Origin of the sequence: Sphaerisporangium dianthi (assembly GCF_042654065.1) — a bacterium.
Lineage (GTDB): Bacteria > Actinomycetota > Actinomycetes > Streptosporangiales > Streptosporangiaceae > Sphaerisporangium > Sphaerisporangium dianthi.
Genome location: NZ_JBHSFP010000016.1, coordinates 177,246 through 195,080 on the forward strand (window position 1 = coordinate 177,246; position 17,835 = coordinate 195,080).

Below are 17,835 nucleotides of genomic sequence, written 5' to 3' on the forward strand. Positions count from 1 at the left end.
CGTGAGAGGTCTGCGCGCTGGCGGTGTCCCTTTTCAGCCAGCGCGCCTGCTGATAATGAGCAGACCGTAGAACATGGTGTTACGCAGTCTGCCATACATCGCCACCATGTGGCACATCGATCTCAACATCCGGACGGCCGTCGCCACCGGCGACCCGGCGGCCCCACCGCCGTCCACAGGCACAGCGAACTCCGGGCGGACCACAACCCGTCGCCCTTACTCTAAGCGACGGCAAAGCAACGTTACGCAACCCACTTGGAGGGGATGATGTGCCTATGGCCAAGGTCCTGGACAAACCACAGAAGGCCGCCCCAGCGGACGAACCGGACGCGCGCGACGACGACTCCGTCCGAGAGGACAGCGACGACTCTGTCGTGGAGGACAACGACGACTCCGCCCGGGAAGACAGGGAACCGCATCTCGTCTCGTCCTCGGGCATCCGGCCCGGCATTGCCATCGACCCGCTCGGCGACCATGCGGAGCTGGAGGGCATCTACTACGAGACCGGCGCCCGTCTTGAGGACAGGCGCAAGGTCGAGCTCGTCAACGGCCGGGTCGTGGTAAGAGAAATGCCCACCGCCGAACACGCGAGGATCGTCTACCGGCTGCTCCTTCAGCTCATTCCCATGGTGACCGAGCGCGGGTGGGAGATCCTTCCCGACATCGCCATCTTCCTGGGCCCCCAGATGGATCGCTATCGTCCGGACGCCACGGTCGTGCCCGCCGATCCGCCGATGTGGCAGCCGGACGAGGTGTACGCCCACGCGACGCTCCTGGTCGCCGAGGTGGTGTCCAAGAGCAGCACGCACGACGATCACATCGTCAAGCCAGGCCAGTGCGCGGTGGCGGGCGTGCCGGCGTATCTGGTGATCGACACCTTCGAGGGCAGGGCGAGGCTGCTCAGCCATCCGCACGAGGGCCGATACGGGCAGGAGGTCTCGGTCGCGCTAGGGGAGCCTCTGGCATTGCCCGAGCCGTGGCGGCTGACGATCGACACCGCCAGGCTCGTCGGCTGAGCGGCGGGGCCCGCCCGGCCAGGGGGGCCGGGCAGGGTGAGACGGCGGGTCAGCAGATCTTGTGGACCCAGTTGTGGGGGTCGGGGCGGGTGCCGTACTGGATGCCCATGAGCTCTTCGCGGAACTGGAGGGTGAGCTTGCCGGGGCCGCCGTCGCCGACCGTCCAGCCTCCGCCGACGCCCTTGACCGAGCCGACGGGGGTGATGACGGCGGCGGTGCCGCAGGCGAAGACCTCGGTCAGTTCGCCGGACTCGCAGCCCTGCCGCCACTCTTCGATGGAGATCTTGCCTTCCTCGGCGGTCAGGCCGAGATCGGCCGCCAGAGTCAGCAGTGAGTCGCGGGTGATGCCGGGCAGAAGCGTCCCGGTCAGGTCAGGGGTGAGCAGGCGGTCGCCGAAGACGAAGAACAGGTTCATCCCGCCCATCTCCTCGACGTACCGGTGCTCGAAGGCGTCGAGCCAGACGACCTGGTCACAGCCGTTCTCGACGGCCTGCCGCTGCGCCACGAACGCGGCGGCGTAGTTGCCGCCGCACTTGGCGAAGCCGGTGCCGCCCGGCGCGGCGCGGGTGTAGTCCTGCGACAGCCACACCGACACCGGCTTCACGCCGTCCGAGAAGTACGCCGCGGCGGGCGAGGCGATCACCATGTACTTGTAGGTGCGAGAGGGGTAGTTGACCCCGAGCCCCGCCTGGGTGGCGATCATGAACGGGCGAAGGTAGAGGCTGTGGCCCTCGGTGGTGGGCACCCAGTCGCGGTCGGTCTGGACGAGCAGCTCCAGGGACTCGACGAAGGTGTCTTCGGGCAGCTCGGGCATCGCCATGCGGGCGGCCGAGCGGTTGAAGCGCGCCGCGTTGGCGTGCGGGCGGAACGTGACGATCGAGCCGCCCGACTGCCGGTAGGCCTTCAACCCCTCGAACAGCTCTTGGGCGTAGTGGAACACCGAGGTGGCCGGGTCGAGCATGAGCGGCCCGTACGGCATGAGCCGGGCGTCGTGCCAGCCGCGTCCCTCGGTGTAGTCGATCGAGATCATGTGGTCGGTGAAGGTCTGCCCGAACCCCGGAGCCGCGAGTACGCCATCACGCTCGGCCGCGGCGCGAGCGGCGTCGGAGAGCTGCACGTCGAAGCTGAGCTTCTGAGCGGTGGTCATGGCGGGATCCTTCTCTGCTCTGTCGGTCGTGCCTGCATCCATTGTGCGGCGGACCGGGGTAACGGGAAACTACTGCATCAACTGGACGTACGGGAGTGTGTCGGTACGGCCTTCCGTGAAGGGCTCCGCAGAGGGCTGAGAACGCGAAAACGCGCACGGCGGCCCTACAGGGCCACCATGCGCGTCGGTCGGCGTAGGGCGGGCCCTTCAGCCGGCTACTCGTGCGGTGATGTCGTCGCCGATCTCGCGGGTGGTGCGGGACACCCAGTCGACCTGGCGCTCGACGAGGTCGACGGCCACGGCCTGCTCGATGCGGGCGGACTCGTCGGCCAGGCCGAGGTGGTCGAGCATCATGGCGACGGACAGGATGGCCGCGGTCGGGTCGGCTTTCTCTTGCCCGGCGATGTCGGGGGCGCTGCCGTGGACGGGTTCGAACATGCTGGGAGCCCAGGACGCCGAGCCGGGCGCCGCCGGGTTGACGTTGCCGCTGGCGGCCAGGCCGATGCCGCCCGCGACGGCCGCGCCGAGATCGGTGAGGATGTCGCCGAAGAGGTTGTCGGTGACGATGACGTCGAAGCGCTGCGGGTCGGTGACGAAGAACATCGACGCGGCGTCGACGTGGCAGTAGTCGGTGGTGATCTCGGGGTACTCGGCGGAGACGCGCTCGACGATGCGAGCCCACAGGTCGCCCGCGTAGGTGAGCACGTTGGTCTTGTGGACCAGCGTGAGCTTCCTGCGGGGCCGGGTCATCGCCTTGTCGAAGGCGTAGCGCACGACGCGCTCGACACCGAAGGCGGTGTTGAGGCTCTCTTGTGTGGCGATCTCTTGCGAGGTGCCTCGGCGCATGACGCCGCCGGCGCCGGCGTAGGGGCCCTCGGTGCCCTCGCGGACGACGACCATGTCGATGTCCTCGGGGCGGGCCTTGCCGAGTGGGGTCTCCACACCCGGGAAGAGCTTGACCGGGCGCAGGTTGACGTAGTGGTCGAGCTCGAAGCGGAGCTTGAGGAGCAACTCGCGTTCGAGGACGCCGGGCGGCACGCTCGGGTGACCCACCGCGCCGAGCAGAATGGCGTCGTACCCGCGCAACTCGGCGAGGGTCTCGTCCGGCAAGGTCTCGCCTGTGGCATGGTAGTGGGCGGCGCCCAGGGCGTAGGTGGTCGTCTCGACCTTCAGACCGAGGACCTCCAGGACCTTCAGCCCTTCGGCGACCACTTCACTTCCGATGCCGTCCCCCGGGATGACGGCCAGACGGATGTCGTGAGAATCCCGCATGCACGTACCCTACCGGTCTGTCTCGATGGTTGAACGCATAATCTCATCCTTCGGACACCGCGGCGGCGCACCGGCGAAGACGCGGCGGCGAGGAAGAAGAATCGCCCGGCGGCCGTGGGCGGCCCGGCCGGCGGAGGTTCAGGAGACGGGCAGGCCACCGTTGTCGCGGCGGTCCAGTGCGATCTGGACGGCGTCGGGCGTCTCCTCGTCATGGCGATGCTCTTCGGCGTTGGGACGGTCCCATGGGTACATGTCGTACATGTCAGATCTCCATCGCTAGAGACATGCGCTCGGGGCGCACGCGATCGGATGTGGTCGGCGAGTCAGGTGGACCGCTGGACGAGCGTCCGGCGGTGAACCGCCGGAGTCGGCTGGGTCGCGCGGAGTTCGGGTCGCGAACCCGCATCCCGGGATGATCTCCCCGCTCCGGATCACGGAGCGGAAGGCCGGGACTCATGGCCGGGCGAACGCCGGAGCCACCGCGGCGGGTCGCCGGCCTGCCCTGATCAGGCCCCGCCGCGGCAGGTAATGAGTACGAGTACCTGGCGCTTCATCACCGACCACGTTACCTGCCGGTAGCGCGCCTGTCTGCTAGGAAGACCTAGTATCTCGGAATGTGAGACAAGAAAGGCCCGCCACCCGGACGGTGGCGGGCCTTCCCGCGTCGCGGCGCCACGGAGCAACGGCGTCCGACCAGGAAAGACGGGGCCTGCGGCGCAGCTGGGGCCCATGACTCCCCCGGCCCGCGAGGCCGTGCGGCTTAGTCGGTGAGGTCGACGGTGCGGCCGCCCTCGGCGCCGATCTCGCCGGCGATCTGGTCGACCACCTCGGCCGGGATCGCGGAGTCGACGGTGAGCGCGATCAGCGCCCGGCCGCCCTTGGCGTCCCTGGACACCTGCATGGAGGCGATGTTGACCTCACGCTCGCCGAGGATCTTGCCCACGATGCCGACGATGCCCGGACGGTCGGCGTAGGTGAAGAACGCCAGGTGCTCGGTCGGCTCGATCTCCATCTGGAAGCCGTTGACCTCGACGATCTTGGTGATCTGGCGCGGCCCGGACAGCGTGCCCGACACCGAGACGGTGCGGCCGTCGGCCAGCACGCCCCTGACGGTGACGACGTTGCGCCAGTCGGGGCTCTCGTCGCTGGTGATCAGCTCGACCGTGACCCCGCGGTCCTTGGCGAGCAGCGGGGCGTTGACGTAGGTCACGGCGTCCTCGACCACGTCGGTGAACACGCCCTTGAGCGCGGCGAGCTCGAGCACCCGCACGTCATGGGCGGCGATCTCGCCGCGGACCTCGACGTCGAGGCGGGTGGCGACCTCCCCGGCGAGCGCGGTGAAGACCCGGCCGAGCTTCTCGGCGAGCGGCAGGCCCGGCTTGACGTCCTCGGCGACGGCGCCGCCCTGGACGTTCACGGCGTCCGGGACGAACTCGCCGGCCAGCGCCAGCTTGACGCTGCGGGCGACCTGGGTGCCGGCCTTCTCCTGGGCTTCGTGGGTCGAGGCGCCGAGGTGCGGGGTGACCACGACGCTGTCCAGTTCGAACAGCGGGCTGTCGGTGCAGGGCTCCTTGGCGAAGACGTCGATGCCGGCCCCGGCGACCCTGCCCTCCTTGACGGCGGCGTAGAGGGCGGCCTCGTCGACGATGCCGCCGCGGGCGACGTTGATGATGCGGACCGACGGCTTGACCGTGTGCAGCTCGCGCTCGCCGATCAGCCCGACGGTCTCCTTGGACTTGGGCAGGTGCACGGTGATGAAGTCGGCCTGCTTGAGCACCTCCTCCAGAGAGACGAGGCGCACGCCCATCTGTGCGGCGCGGGCCGGCTGCAGGTAGGGGTCGTAGGCGATCAGCTCGACGCCGAAGGGGACGAGGCGCTGCGCCACCAGCTGGCCGATGCGGCCGAGGCCGAGGATGCCCACGACCTTCTCGTCGAGCTCGACGCCGGTGTACTTGGAGCGCTTCCACTCGCCGGCCTTCAGCGCGCTGTGCCCCTGGGCGACGTTGCGGGCGCTGGCCAGGATCAGGGCGACGGTGTGCTCGGCGGCGCTCGTGATGTTGGAGGTCGGCGCGTTGACGACCATGACACCGGCCTTGGTGGCGGCCTCGACGTCGACGTTGTCCAGGCCGACACCGGCTCGGGCGACGACGCGCAGCCGAGGCGCGTGTGACAGCGCCTCCGCGTCCACCTTGGTGGCGCTGCGGACGATCAGCGCGTCCACCTCGGCGAGAGCGGGCAGGAACTGCGAGCGGTCGGCGCCGTCGGTGTGACGGACCTCGAAATCGGCCCCGAGCACGGCGAGACCTGCTTCGGAGAGCTCCTCTGCAACCAGGACGACGGGCTTGTTCACGGGTGGGTCCTTTGGGAGTGCGGATGCACGGACAAGGTTCGAGTCTATCGGTGCTTGTGAAAGCACTCACGAGCGTCCGGCATCCGAGACGGCGCGCGCCGCCGGGCCCGCGGCCCTCTCCCGTCCCCCGGCCGCGCGACCGCTGGGCCGACCGAGTCCACCGCCGCGCCGACCGCCGGACTTGTCCGGCATCCGAGAGGGCATGACCTGCGAGACCTGTCCGGCATCTGAGACGGCATGACCTGCGAGACCTGTCCGGCATCCGAGACGGCGGCCGGGTACCCACCTCTGCCGGATTCCACGCGCGAGCCGCCATCTTGGTATTGCTCACAACATTTCTTGACGATTAGGCTGATAAGCCGTGTCCTACTACCTATCGTTTGTCGTATGAGCATCGGGAACCCCGCTCTCGGAGAAGTGCTCGCGCAGCACGGCAGCCCGCACCGACTACTGGCGGCTCTTGCCGAGTGGGGCATCCTGGTGGCCGTGCGGCCCGACCGGTCCGTCGTGCTCGGCACGACGCAGGCCGGCGAGCGCGTCCTGCTCGGGTACACCGGCCCGGGTACCTACGCACGGCACCGCGGCAACCACTCGTTGTCGGCGTGCGACGCCGACACCATCCTCGACATCCAGCGCGTCACCGGTGTGCGGGAGATCGTCATCGACGCGGCGGGACCGGCGGCGGCGGCCGTCCCCATCGAGGACCTCCAGCGTTACCTCGCCTCCACGCGCGGCGGACCGCACGCGCCGGCCCTGTCCAGCGCGTCGCCGACGGCCTACGCCACCGGCGCGATGGCGAGCGTGTCCCGCCACAGCACGGTGCCGAGCGCACCGCCTCTGGGGCGGAACGAGACGCTGACCGCCCCCGTGCCGCAGAGGGCGCCCGAGGCGCCCTCGCGGGCGTGGATCCCGGCTCCTCGTCCCCACCTGTCGGGGCCGATGCAGCAGGTCGATCCGGGGTACAAGCGGTGCGTCCATCCCATCCTGCCCGCGCTCCGTGTGGCGATCTCCGAGCTCCTGCGGGACTTCCCGCTGGTGCACCACGTGTGGATCTCCGAGGCACGCACGGTCTCCGGCTCCTCGGGGATCATGCTGCACGTCAAGGTGCACACCCGCGACGCCGAGGACATCGTCCGGGACCTGCATCGCATGGTCCGCGCCCGGCTGCCGCAGCTCGCGGCCAGCGAGGCGCCGGTGCTCATGGCCCGCGTGGCGGACGCCAACACCGAACGCCGCATGATCGAGCTCGGCGCGCACGTCGTCTGCGCCGACGTCTCCGACTGCTGAACTCCACGCATCCGGCCCGGCGCGGCCGGCGGACGGGGCGACCGCCACCCCGTCGGCCACGCCGGCGGCGCCACGCCGGAGCCGGGCTCCTGACTCCGGTTCCTGACTTTCCGCCCCGGATCGACCCCCTCGGCCCAGGGCGGAAACGGCGGCCGTCCGGCGGGCGTTCAACCCCGCGAACGGCGACCGTCCGACGGGGGCGCAACCCCGGGAACGGCCGCCGTCACGACAGGAGTGCGCCCCCGGGAACGGCGGCCGTCCGGCAGGCGTTCATGCCCGGGACGGCGGGCGTCCGGGCCCTTGGATGGCGCGGCGGCCGGCGGCCTGACAGGATCGTCACCGAGCTGCGTCCGCACAGGTCTGGCGGCCAAGCGCTTGCTGGTTTGTAATGGCGCAATGGTTCCTCCGACCACGGCGACTCCGGTCAAGGCCGTCTCGCGCAGCGTCCGGCTCGGTTACGGGGTGGGCTCCTTCTGCACCGCCACGTTCAACGCCATCCCCGGCCTTCTCCTCCTGTTCTACATGACCAACATCCTCGCGGTCCCGGCGTGGCTGGCCGGCGTCGTGGTCTTCGCGCCCAAGGCATGGGACCTGGTCATCAACCCGTTGGTCGGCCAGTGGTCGGATCGCACGGTCTCCCGATGGGGGCCGCGCCGGCCATGGCTGCTCGCCGGGACCGTCATCCTGCCCCCGGCCTTCGCGCTCACCTTCTCCGGCCCCTCGCTGACCGGCACGCCGGCCGCCCTGTTCGTCGGCGTCTTCTTCCTGCTGGCCGCCACCGGGTACGCGCTGTACGAGGTGCCGTTCAAGGCGATGCCCGCCGAGATGACCGACGACTATCACGAGCGCACATCGCTGCTGCAGTGGCGCATGATCTTCGTCGCGCTCGCCATCGCGTTGAGCGGCATCATCGCCCCGGCCATCGCGGCGCACTCGCTGGATGGCTACCGGACGATGGGCTTCGCCTTCGCGGCCCTACTGCTCGTCTCCATGCTGGCCTCCTTCTTCGGCACGGCCAAGGCGCCGATGACCGGGGTCGTCGAGCCCGAGGCGAGCCTGCGGACCCAGCTGGCGGCGGCCCGGGCGAGCCGTCCGTTCATGTGGCTGCTCGGCCTGTCCAGCGCGCAGACGCTCGCGGCCGGGGTGATGCTGGCGGGCGCGCCCTACCTCGCCTCGTACATCGTCAAGGACGCGTCGGCCACCAGCACCCTGTTCGCCGCCCTGGTGGGGCCCATGCTGGTCACCATGCCGCTGTGGGTGTGGATCGCCCGCAAGATGGACAAGCGCGGGGCGATGATCCTTGCCGGCGCGCTGTTCCTCACCGGCGCTCTGGCGGTCGCCCTCACCCCGCTCTTCGGCGCGCTCTACGCCCACATGGCGACGCTGGTCATCGGCGTCGGGTACGCGGGCCTTCAGCTCCTTCAGTTCTCCATGCTGGCCGACGTGATCGCCCACGACTCGTCACGCAGCGGCAAGCGCAGGGGCGGGGTGTTCACCGGGCTCTGGACGGCCGTGGAGAGCGCGGTGGCCGCCCTGGGCGCTCTGGTGGTCGGCGCGGTGCTCGCCGCCGGAGGCTTCGTCTCCTCCGACCCCGAGCACCCCGTGACCCAGCCCGACAGCGCGTTCACCGCGATCATCGTGGCGCAGGCCGTCATCCCGGCCATCATCGTCGGCGTCGCCATCTGGATGACCATGAAATACGACCTCACCGCCGACCAGCTCGCCGAGGCCGGACCGGTGCCGGTCACGTCATCCGAAGGGTGAGCACGATGCGAGCATGGGTGAAGGTCGTGCCTTATGGGGTGAATGCCGCGCGCGCCCACCCAACAGGCCGCCGGCAACAGATCCCGCATATTCTGGACACCTTGCCGTTGCCAGCCTGATACTCGGGACATGAGCTCGACGCACCCGCCTGTGCGCGCCTCCGATGGAGACCGCGATCGCGCCATCAACGAGCTCCGCGATCACGCCGTCGAGGGTCAGATCTCGCACGACACCTTCCTCGGACGGGTCGATCGCGCGCTGCAGGCGCGCAGCCGCGTCGAGCTGACCGACCTGGTCTCCGACCTGCCCCCGCACGGAAAATGGCGGCGCAGGCTCACCGAGGCCGTGGCCTCGGTGTCCGACCTGACCACGCGCATCGAGACCGCCTGGCGCCGCCCGCGGCTGCCCCGGCTGGCCCTCCCGGTCGACAGCCGCACCCGCTACGTCGTGGGCCGAGGCTCCGAGTGCGACCTGGTCCTCACCGACCTCACGGTCTCGCGCGTACACGCCGAGCTGCGCCGCGAGAGCGAGTCGTGGCTCCTGGTCGACCTCGGGTCGCTCAACGGCACGCGGCTGAACGGCTGGCGCCTGGTCGGCCCGGCCCGCGTCCGCGAGGGCGACGAGATCTCCTTCGGCGAGTGCGCCTTCGTCCTCACCGCCCCGGTGGCCTGACCTCCGTCCTTCACCAACCGGTGCCGTGACACCGGCACCGTCCGGAGGAGCGGCCTCACACGAAAACGGGCGAGTCTCCCAGAGACTCGCCCGTCCGCCCGTTCCCCGGACTACGAACAAACGATCGGCCCGCGGCGTACGGCAGGCGCCCGTGGGCCGATCGCCGCCGTGTCGGCCTCCTGGTCAGCGGCGCGTGCCCAGAAACGCCTTCGGCGGATCAGCTGATCAGGAACTTCTCGTAGCTGCCGACGCTGTCCGCCCGGGCCCGGAGCATGGCGTAGCCGCCCTCCTTGTAAGCCAGCTCAGCGCTCACGTACTTCCCGTTGGCCAGGGACTTGATGGTGTAGTAACCCGCGGCCTCATTGTGCACGATCTGGAACTTCTCGTAATCCTTGACCTCGGTCGCGCGTGCCCGCAACATGCCCGTGTCGGCGCCCGTGTAGTTGAGCTCGGCACTCACATAGCGCTTGGCGCCGTACGACCAGATCGTCTTGTAGCCGTCCATGGGGCAGATCGAGTACTTCTCCCAGTTTCCTCCGACGCTTCCCGACCGCGCGCGGAGTTGGCCGAAGACATATCCGGTGTAGTCCACCTCGGCGGCGACGTACTTGTTGTTGGCCTTCGACTTGATCGTGACGTCGTCGCAGTGGTCGTCACCGATATCCCAGGGATCCCCGAGCTTCTGCTGCACCGCGGCGGTGTCGGCGGTCGCCGCCGGCATCGCGGTCATCATTACCGGCCCCGCCACCGACACCACGCCGAGTGCGGCGACGACATTCCTGAGCTTCATTTTCCCGCTTTCTCTGGTCTTTCCGCATGGTCTGCCGACTGCGCGGCCATGCTGGCAGCTGCCCGGTTCGACCTGGCACCGCACATGATTTATCAGTGGCCACCCCGGAAAGACGGCCACGCACGGCCCGCGCCTCTACCGCCGCAGACGATAGGAGTAACCATAGCGAGCAGTATGCGTAATTCTGCACAAATAGCGTGTGATCAGTGCCACAGAACACAGGGAAGTATTCCTTCATAAATCCTCCACTCGCCATAAACCGGTGACCGGAAATCGAATTCACTTTCCGTCCACCGGTCGATGTCCGGCCGGTTTCGCGGATGTTCCACCACCGGGCGGCGTGGCGGGTCGCCCGCCTGCCGCCACCCGAGCCGGCGGGGTCACCGGGGTGCCCGCGGAGTGGGCGTCTGCTACCGTGGCGACCATGAAGCGCGCTGGTTCGACGACGACGCCGAGGAGTGTCCCGGCGCGCTGACAGATGACTCGAAGTCCGAAGCCCCGGGGCAGGTGCCCCGGGGCTTCGCCGTGTGGTCACCCGCCTCGACGTCCGCGAGGAGACCACGATGCAGATGCACGACCACCGCAGGCTCGGCCGTGAGCTCGGCCTGTTCGACACCGACCCGCTGATCGGCGCGGGGCTGCCGTACTGGCTGCCCGACGGCGCGATCGTGCGGCACACCCTGGAGGAGTACATCCGCGGCGCCGAGCGCCGGGCCGGCTACCGGCACGTCTACTCCCCCGTGCTCGGCAAGAGAGAGCTGTACGAGATCTCCGGGCACTGGTCCCACTACAGCGACGACATGTTCCCCCCGATGGACCTCGGCGGCGAGCAGGTCGTCCTGCGGCCCAGCCTGTGCCCGCACCACGCCCTGATCTACCGCTCCCGGGCGCACAGCTACCGCGAGCTGCCGCTGCGGATGGCCGAGCTCGGCGGCATGTACCGCTCGGAGCTGTCCGGGGTGCTCGGCGGGCTCACCCGCGTCCGGGCGATCCAGCTGAACGACGCGCACATCTTCTGCACTCTGGACCAGGTCGCGGACGAGGCGGCTGGGGCGCTTTCGATGATCAGGCGGGCCTACCGCGCCCTGGGCGTCCGCCCGTCCCGCTACCGGCTCTCCCTGCCGGGCGCGGGCGGCAAGTACGTCGCCGCCCCGGAGATGTGGGCGCGGGCCACCGCCCTGCTGACCGAGGTCCTGGACGCCTCAGGGCTTGCCTACGAGACCGCCGAGGGCGAAGCGGCCTTCTACGGTCCCAAGATCGACGTCCAGGTCGCCGACAGCGCCGGCCGCGAGGCGACCCTGTCCACCGTCCAGATCGACTTCCACCAGCCGGAGCGGTTCGACCTGCACTACATCGGCCCGGACGGCGCCCGGCACCGGCCGGTCATGGTGCACCGCAGCATCATCGGCAGCGTGGAGCGGGCCGCCGCCCACCTCATCGAGCAGCACGGCGGCGCCTTTCCCGCCTGGCTCGCCCCCACCCAGCTGGTCGTCCTGCCGGTGTCCGACGCCGAGATGCCGCAGGCCCGCGATCTGCTGCGGCGGTGCGACGAGCCGGGGCTGCGCGCGGAGGTCGCCGGACCCGAGCACGGCAGCCTGGGCGCCCGCGTCCGCGCCGCGCGGCTGGTCCCCTACCAGCTGGTCATCGGCGCCAGAGAGGCCGCCCGCGACGAAGTGGCCCCGCGGCTTCGGGACGGGCGCCGCCTGGACGCCCTCCCTGTCGCCGAGATGCTCGCCCGTGTCCGCGCCCTCGTCGGCGCGCACAGCACCGATCTGTGGGACGACGCCGCCGGAAATGCCCCGATAAGGGAGGAGTAGGGAACTGCCGGGTGCACATACGTAGGTTTCCGTATTGTCGGCGGGAGCGGCGTTGTCCATGATCCCCCCAGGCCCAGCCCTCTGGAGGCACCCCGTGCACAGACGCAGACAACTCACCACACTTCTGACCGCCGTGGCCCTGACCGCGACGCTGACGCAGGCGACCGGCGGCGCGCCGGCGAGCGCGGCCGACCCGGCGCCCGGCGTGGCCGACCTCACCAAGGACATCGACCAGATCCTCAGCGCGTCGAACCTGGTCGTGGCCCGCTCCGGCGTGGTGGTCAAGAGCGCCGCGACGGGCGAGCAGCTCTACGCGCAGGACGCCGGGAAGGTCTTCCTGCCGGCCTCCAACACCAAGCTGCTCACCTCGGCCGCGGCCGTGGACACCCTGGGCCTGGACTACCGCTTCACCACGAGCGTGCTCGGCACAGGACGCCGGGCGGGCTCGGCCCTGGCCGGCGACCTCTACCTGAAGGGCACCGGCGACCCGACGATGCTCGCCGCCGACTACGACGCGCTGGCGGCCAAGGTCGCCGGAGCCGGCGTGAAGCTGGTGACCGGCAAGCTGGTCGCCGACGACACCTGGTTCGACGACGTCCGTCTCGGCACCGACTGGGCGTGGGACGACGAGCCGTACTACTACGCCGGCCAGATCTCGGCGCTCACCGCCTCCCCCGACACCGACTACGACGCCGGCTCGGTGATCGTGTCGGTGGCGCCCGGCGGCGCGGCGGGCGCTCCCGCCAAGGTGACCACCACGCCCGAGACCGACCATGTCAAGATCGAGAACCACGCCACGACCGGCGCCGCGACCGACGTCGTGGTGAACCGCGTGCACGGCACCAACACCATCGTGGTCACCGGCACGGTGGCCGCCACCTACAGCGAGTGGATCGCCGTCGACGACCCCACCGGGTACGCCGCCTCGCTGTTCCGCAAGGCGCTCGCCAAGCACGGGGTGCGCGTGCTCGGCCGGACCGGCCGCGGCGCGGCGCCGGAGGGGGCCAAGACCCTGGCCACCCGCGAGTCGATGCCGCTCTCGCAGCTGCTGGTGCCGTTCATGAAGCTCAGCAACAACATGCACGCCGAGATCCTGACCAAGGCCATGGGCCGCAAGGTCTCGGACAAGGGCACCTGGGACGCCGGGCTCGCGGTCACCACCGCGTTCGCCAAGGCCAACGGCATCAAGAACGTGCGGCTGCGCGACGGCTCCGGCCTGTCCCGGCTCGACGGCGTCACCCCCGGCGAACTGACGGCCTACCTCATCGCCCTGCGCGCCAAGCCGTGGTTCACCACCTGGTACGACGCCATGCCGATCGCCGGCAACGCCGACCGCTTCACCGGCGGCACCCTGCGCAGCCGCATGACGGGAACGGCGGCGGCGAACAACGTGCATGCCAAGACCGGCTCGCTGACCAGCGTCTCGGGACTGTCGGGCTACGTGACCAGCGCCGACGGCGAGCCGCTGGTGTTCTCGATCCTGACCAACAACTACCTCACCGGCAACCCCAAGCCCGCCGTCGAGGACGCCATCGCCGTCCGGCTCGCCCAGTTCAAGCGCGACACCCCCGTCGACGCCGCCGCCCAGCTCAGAACCGCCACCCCCGCCGACACCGAAGACCTCGGCCTCGAATGCTCCTGGCGCAAACCCACCCCCTGCTGACCGTCCCCCGCTGACCCCCCGGACCCGGCGATAACGGGAACGGCCACGGAAACAGATGATCGCCCGATCCGGGGGCCGGCTCGGGCGATCAGGTGACGGTGAGCGGGTTACTTCTCCTTGAGCCAGCTCATCATCGGGCGCAGCTTGGCGCCGGTCTGCTCGATCGGGTGCTGCGACAGCTCCTCGCGGTACTTGCGGAAGTTGCCCTGGCCACCGTCGAACTCCTCGACCAGCTCACGCGCGAAGGCCCCCGACTGGACCTCGCCGAGGATGCGCTGCATCTCCTTCTTGGTCTCGGAGGTGACGACGCGCGGGCCGCGGGTGTAGCCGCCGAACTCGGCGGTGTCGGACACCGACCAGTACATCTTGGAGATGCCGCCCTCGTACATGAGGTCGACGATGAGCTTCATCTCGTGCAGGCACTCGAAGTAGGCGACCTCGGGCTGGTAGCCCGCCTCGATCAGCGTCTCGAACCCGACCTTGATCAGCTCGGACACGCCGCCGCACAGCACGGCCTGCTCGCCGAACAGGTCGGTCTCGGTCTCCTCGGTGAAGGTCGTCTTCAGCGCGCCCGCCCGGGTGCCGCCGATGCCCTTGGCGTAGGACAGCGCGAGCGGCCAGGCGTTGCCGGTCGCGTCACGCTCGACGGCGACCAGCACCGGCACGCCGCGGCCCGCGGTGAACTGGCGGCGGACCAGGTGGCCGGGACCCTTGGGGGCCACCATCGCCACGTCGACGCCCTCGGGCGCGTCGATCAGGCCATAGCGGATGTTGAGGCCGTGGCCGAAGAACAGCGCGTCGCCCTCGACCAGGTTCGGCGCGACGTGCTCGGAGTACAGGTGACGCTGGATGTGGTCGGGCGCGAGGATCATGATCAGGTCGGCCTCCTCGGCGGCCTCCCCCGGGGTGAGGACGCGCAGGCCGTCGTTCTCGGCCTTCTCGCGGCTCTTGGAGCCCTCGGGCAGACCCACCCGGACGTCCACGCCGGAGTCGCGCAGCGACAGCGCGTGGGCATGGCCTTGGCTGCCATAGCCCAGCACCGCCACGTGCCGGCCCTGGATGACCGACAGGTCGGCGTCGTCGTCGTAGAAGATCTCAGTCACTAGCTTGCCTTTCGTGAATTCTTGCGGCTCGCGCCCGCAGGGCTCACGCGCTGCGGTCCAGGGCCCTGAGCGAGCGGTCGGTGATGGAACGGGCGCCGCGGCCGATGGCCACCATGCCCGACTGGACGAGCTCTTTGATGCCGAACGGCTCCAGCACCTTGATGAAGGCGTCGAGCTTGTCCGGCGTGCCGGTGACCTCGATGGTCACCGCGTCCGTGGCCACGTCCACGCAGCGGGCGCGGAACAACTGCACCAGCTCGAGCACGTTGGAACGCGTCTCCGCGTCGGCGCGGACCTTGATGAGGGTGAGCTCCCGCTGCACGGACTGGGAGGGATCGAGCTCCACGATTTTGATCACGTTGACCAGCTTGTTGAGCTGCTTGGTGACCTGCTCCAGCGGAAGCTCGGCGACGTTCACGACGATGGTCATGCGGGACACGTCGTCGTGCTCGGTCGGCCCGACCGCCAGGGAGTCGATGTTGAAGCCGCGCCGGCTGAACAGCGCCGCGACCCGGGCCAGGACGCCGGGCTTGTTCTCGACGAGAACCGACAGCGTGTGGCGGCTCATGCTTTCCCTCCTGCCAAACCGGTGGATGGTCTGTGCGCCCGGCCGCCGGTGCGGCCCGGGCGGCTCACGACTGCTCCTCGTTGTCCCACACGGGGGCCATGTCACGAGCGATCTTGATTTCGTCGTTGCCCGTTCCGGCGGCGACCATGGGCCAGACCATGGCGTCCTTGTGGACGACGAAGTCGACGACCACGGGCACGTCGTTGATCTCCATGGCCTTGCGGATCGTCGCGTCGACGTCCTCGGGCCGCTCGCACCGCAGGCCCACGCAGCCGTACGCCTCGGCGAGCTTGACGAAGTCGGGAATGCGGCGCGGCGACTGCAGGTCGGTGTTGGAGTAACGCTCGTTGTAGAACAGCGTCTGCCACTGGCGGACCATGCCGAGGTTACCGTTGTTGATCACAGCGATCTTGATCGGCACGCCTTCGAGCGCGCAGGTGGCGAGCTCCTGGTTGGTCATCTGGAAGCAGCCGTCGCCGTCGACGGCCCACACCGTGGCCTCCGGCTGACCCATCTTGGCGCCCATCGCGGCCGGCACGGCGAAGCCCATCGTGCCCGCGCCGCCGGAGTTGATGAACGTGCCCGGGTTCTCGTAACCGATGAACTGGGCGGCCCACATCTGGTGCTGGCCGACGCCCGCCACGTAGTAGGCGTCCGGCCCGACGATCGCGCTGAGCCGCTCGATGACGTACTGCGGGGCCAGCGAGCCGTCGTCCGGCGCGTCGTACCCGAGGGGATAGGTCTTGCGGTAGCCGTTGAGCACCGCCCACCAGGCGGTGTAGTCGCCGGTGCGGCCCTCCGCCTGCTCGTTCTTGACGGCGGCGAGCAGGTCGGTCAGCACCTCGCGGCAGTCGCCCACGATCGGGACGTCCGCGTGGCGGTTCTTGGAGATCTCGGCCGGGTCGATGTCGGCGTGGATGATCTTCGCGTGCGGCGCGAAGGTGTCGAGCCTGCCGGTCACCCGGTCGTCGAACCGGGTGCCGAGCGCGACGAGCAGGTCGCTGCGCTGCAGCGCGCCCACGGCCGCGACCGTGCCGTGCATGCCGGGCATGCCCAGGTTCAGGTCATGGCTGTCGGGGAAGGTGCCCTTGGCCATCAGCGTGGTGATCACCGGGATGCCGGTGAGTTCGGCGAGCTGGAGCAGCTCGGCCGATGCGCGCGCCTTGTGCACCCCGCCGCCGACGTAGAGCACCGGCCGCTTGGCCTCGGCCATGAGGCGCGCGGCCTCCCTGATCTGCTTGGAGTGCGGCCGGGTCACCGGGCGGTAGCCCGGCAGGCGCATGGTGGGCGGCCAGCTGAAGGTCATCTTGGCCTGCAGGGCGTCCTTGGAGATGTCGACCAGGACGGGGCCGGGACGACCGGTGGAGGCGATGTGGAAGGCCTCGGCGATGGTGCGCGGGATCTCGTCGGCCTCGGTGACCAGGAAGTTGTGCTTGGTGATCGGCATGGTGATGCCGGAGATGTCGGCTTCCTGGAAGGCATCGGTGCCGATGAGCGGCGCCGCGACCTGGCCGGTGATCGCCACGATCGGCACCGAGTCCATGTACGCGTCGGCGATCGCGGTCACCAGGTTGGTGGCACCCGGGCCGCTCGTGGCCATGCAGACTCCGACCCGGCCGGTGGCCTGGGCGTACCCCTCGGCGGCGTGGCCCGCACCCTGCTCGTGGCGTACGAGCACGTGCCTGACCTTGGTGGAGTCGTAGAGCGGGTCGTAGGCGGGCAGGATCGCGCCGCCCGGGATCCCGAACACGGTGTCCACCCCGACCTGCTCCAGCGCCCTGACGAGGGCCTGCGCACCTGTCATCTCTTCGGTCATCGGCTCGTTTCCTTGCGTGGCTGAGCTGGGTGTGGCCATAAAAAATGCCCCGCCCCGCCGAGGTGGCGGTGCTGGGGCTGCGCGCAGGCTGGGGACTCTTCGTCAGCGACCCGCGCGCCGGCGAAGTACTACACCGTCAAGCCAGGGCTGCAGCAGCCCGGCAATCGAGTCCCCAGTGATACGCATGCCGCAACCATAGCCCCTGAGGCATCGCCGGTGTCAAATCTACGGACACAAGTCTCACGATATGGGATACCCCATCCCGCCCCCTAACCACCCCACCCACGAACACCAACCCCACCAGCACCCAGTCCCCCCCACCGTCCTGAAAGCAAGCGGCACCCCCCGCCGAGCGAAGCGAGGCAAAGCAAGCACAGCTCGGGGCGCGGCGCCGCCTCAAGGGCGCCCCGAGCCGCCGAGCGAAGCGAGGCAAAGCAAACACAGCTCGGGGCGCGGCGGTGTCGTGAGGAGGAGGGAGGGTGAGGAACGAGCCCGTACGACGACGAAGGGCGCCGCCTCAAAGGCGCCCCGAGCCGCCGAGCGAAGCGAGGCCAAGCCGGCGCTGCTCGG

General features: G+C 69.7%; 14 protein-coding genes. 6 read left to right on the top strand and 8 right to left on the bottom strand.

All coding sequences use genetic code 11. From position 1 onward, the window contains the following. Window positions 1–275: 275 nt before the first annotated feature. The gene (locus ACFO60_RS23065) at window positions 276–1,016 is read left to right on the top strand and encodes a Uma2 family endonuclease (protein ID WP_380843321.1); all 741 of its coding nucleotides are present in this window, start codon (window positions 276–278) and stop codon (window positions 1,014–1,016) included. A 49-nt stretch (window positions 1,017–1,065) separates the two neighbouring features. On the opposite strand, the gene ACFO60_RS23070 is transcribed toward ACFO60_RS23065, so the two are convergent. From ACFO60_RS23070 to serA, 4 genes are all read right to left on the bottom strand, one after another. Beyond that, complete coding sequence (locus ACFO60_RS23070) at window positions 1,066–2,163, bottom strand: branched-chain amino acid aminotransferase (RefSeq protein ID WP_380843323.1); 1,098 nt, start codon at window positions 2,161–2,163, stop codon at window positions 1,066–1,068. 207 nt (window positions 2,164–2,370) lie between these two features. Next, window positions 2,371–3,435, bottom strand: a complete 1,065-nt coding sequence (locus tag ACFO60_RS23075) for a 3-isopropylmalate dehydrogenase (protein ID WP_380843325.1) — start codon at window positions 3,433–3,435, stop codon at window positions 2,371–2,373. A gap of 138 nt (window positions 3,436–3,573) precedes the next feature. Beyond that, the gene (locus ACFO60_RS23080; RefSeq protein WP_380843327.1) at window positions 3,574–3,696 is read right to left on the bottom strand and encodes a hypothetical protein; all 123 of its coding nucleotides are present in this window, start codon (window positions 3,694–3,696) and stop codon (window positions 3,574–3,576) included. Between the two features lie 499 nt (window positions 3,697–4,195). Beyond that, window positions 4,196–5,785: a phosphoglycerate dehydrogenase gene (serA, locus tag ACFO60_RS23085; RefSeq protein ID WP_380843329.1), complete on the bottom strand. Its 1,590-nt coding sequence runs from the start codon at window positions 5,783–5,785 to the stop codon at window positions 4,196–4,198. Window positions 5,786–6,172: 387 nt separating this feature from the next. On the opposite strand from serA, the gene ACFO60_RS23090 reads away from it, so the two are divergent. From ACFO60_RS23090 to ACFO60_RS23100, 3 genes are all read left to right on the top strand, one after another. Continuing rightward, on the top strand, window positions 6,173–7,072 hold the full coding sequence (locus ACFO60_RS23090; RefSeq protein ID WP_380843331.1) for a hypothetical protein: 900 nt from the start codon (window positions 6,173–6,175) through the stop codon (window positions 7,070–7,072). A 396-nt stretch (window positions 7,073–7,468) separates the two neighbouring features. Then, the gene (locus ACFO60_RS23095; RefSeq protein WP_380843333.1) at window positions 7,469–8,836 is read left to right on the top strand and encodes an MFS transporter; all 1,368 of its coding nucleotides are present in this window, start codon (window positions 7,469–7,471) and stop codon (window positions 8,834–8,836) included. Between the two features lie 129 nt (window positions 8,837–8,965). After that, window positions 8,966–9,508 (top strand): FHA domain-containing protein, encoded by a 543-nt coding sequence (locus ACFO60_RS23100; protein WP_380843335.1) that lies wholly within the window; start codon window positions 8,966–8,968, stop codon window positions 9,506–9,508. Between the two features lie 217 nt (window positions 9,509–9,725). On the opposite strand, the gene ACFO60_RS23105 is transcribed toward ACFO60_RS23100, so the two are convergent. Then, a complete protein-coding gene (locus ACFO60_RS23105) occupies window positions 9,726–10,298 on the bottom strand; it encodes a fascin domain-containing protein (RefSeq protein ID WP_380843337.1) in 573 nt (190 codons plus the stop codon). A gap of 563 nt (window positions 10,299–10,861) precedes the next feature. Between ACFO60_RS23105 and thrS the strand changes: the two genes are divergently transcribed. Continuing rightward, window positions 10,862–12,115, top strand: coding sequence for a threonine--tRNA ligase (gene thrS, locus ACFO60_RS23110; RefSeq protein WP_380843339.1), 1,254 nt, complete (start codon window positions 10,862–10,864; stop codon window positions 12,113–12,115). Between the two features lie 94 nt (window positions 12,116–12,209). After that, window positions 12,210–13,778 carry a D-alanyl-D-alanine carboxypeptidase/D-alanyl-D-alanine endopeptidase gene (gene dacB, locus ACFO60_RS23115; protein ID WP_380843341.1) on the top strand — a complete coding sequence of 523 codons (1,569 nt, stop codon included), beginning with the start codon at window positions 12,210–12,212 and terminating at the stop codon, window positions 13,776–13,778. Window positions 13,779–13,885: 107 nt separating this feature from the next. Here dacB and ilvC read toward each other — a convergent pair whose 3' ends face one another. The 3 genes from ilvC to ACFO60_RS23130 all read right to left on the bottom strand — a co-directional run bounded on the left by ilvC (window position 13,886) and on the right by ACFO60_RS23130 (window position 17,304). Continuing rightward, window positions 13,886–14,872 carry a ketol-acid reductoisomerase gene (gene ilvC / locus ACFO60_RS23120; RefSeq protein ID WP_380843359.1) on the bottom strand — a complete coding sequence of 329 codons (987 nt, stop codon included), beginning with the start codon at window positions 14,870–14,872 and terminating at the stop codon, window positions 13,886–13,888. 52 nt (window positions 14,873–14,924) lie between these two features. Next, the gene (gene ilvN / locus ACFO60_RS23125; protein ID WP_380843343.1) at window positions 14,925–15,449 is read right to left on the bottom strand and encodes an acetolactate synthase small subunit; all 525 of its coding nucleotides are present in this window, start codon (window positions 15,447–15,449) and stop codon (window positions 14,925–14,927) included. Between the two features lie 64 nt (window positions 15,450–15,513). Then, on the bottom strand, window positions 15,514–17,304 hold the full coding sequence (locus tag ACFO60_RS23130; protein WP_380843345.1) for an acetolactate synthase large subunit: 1,791 nt from the start codon (window positions 17,302–17,304) through the stop codon (window positions 15,514–15,516). Between the last annotated feature and the right edge of the window lie 531 nt (window positions 17,305–17,835).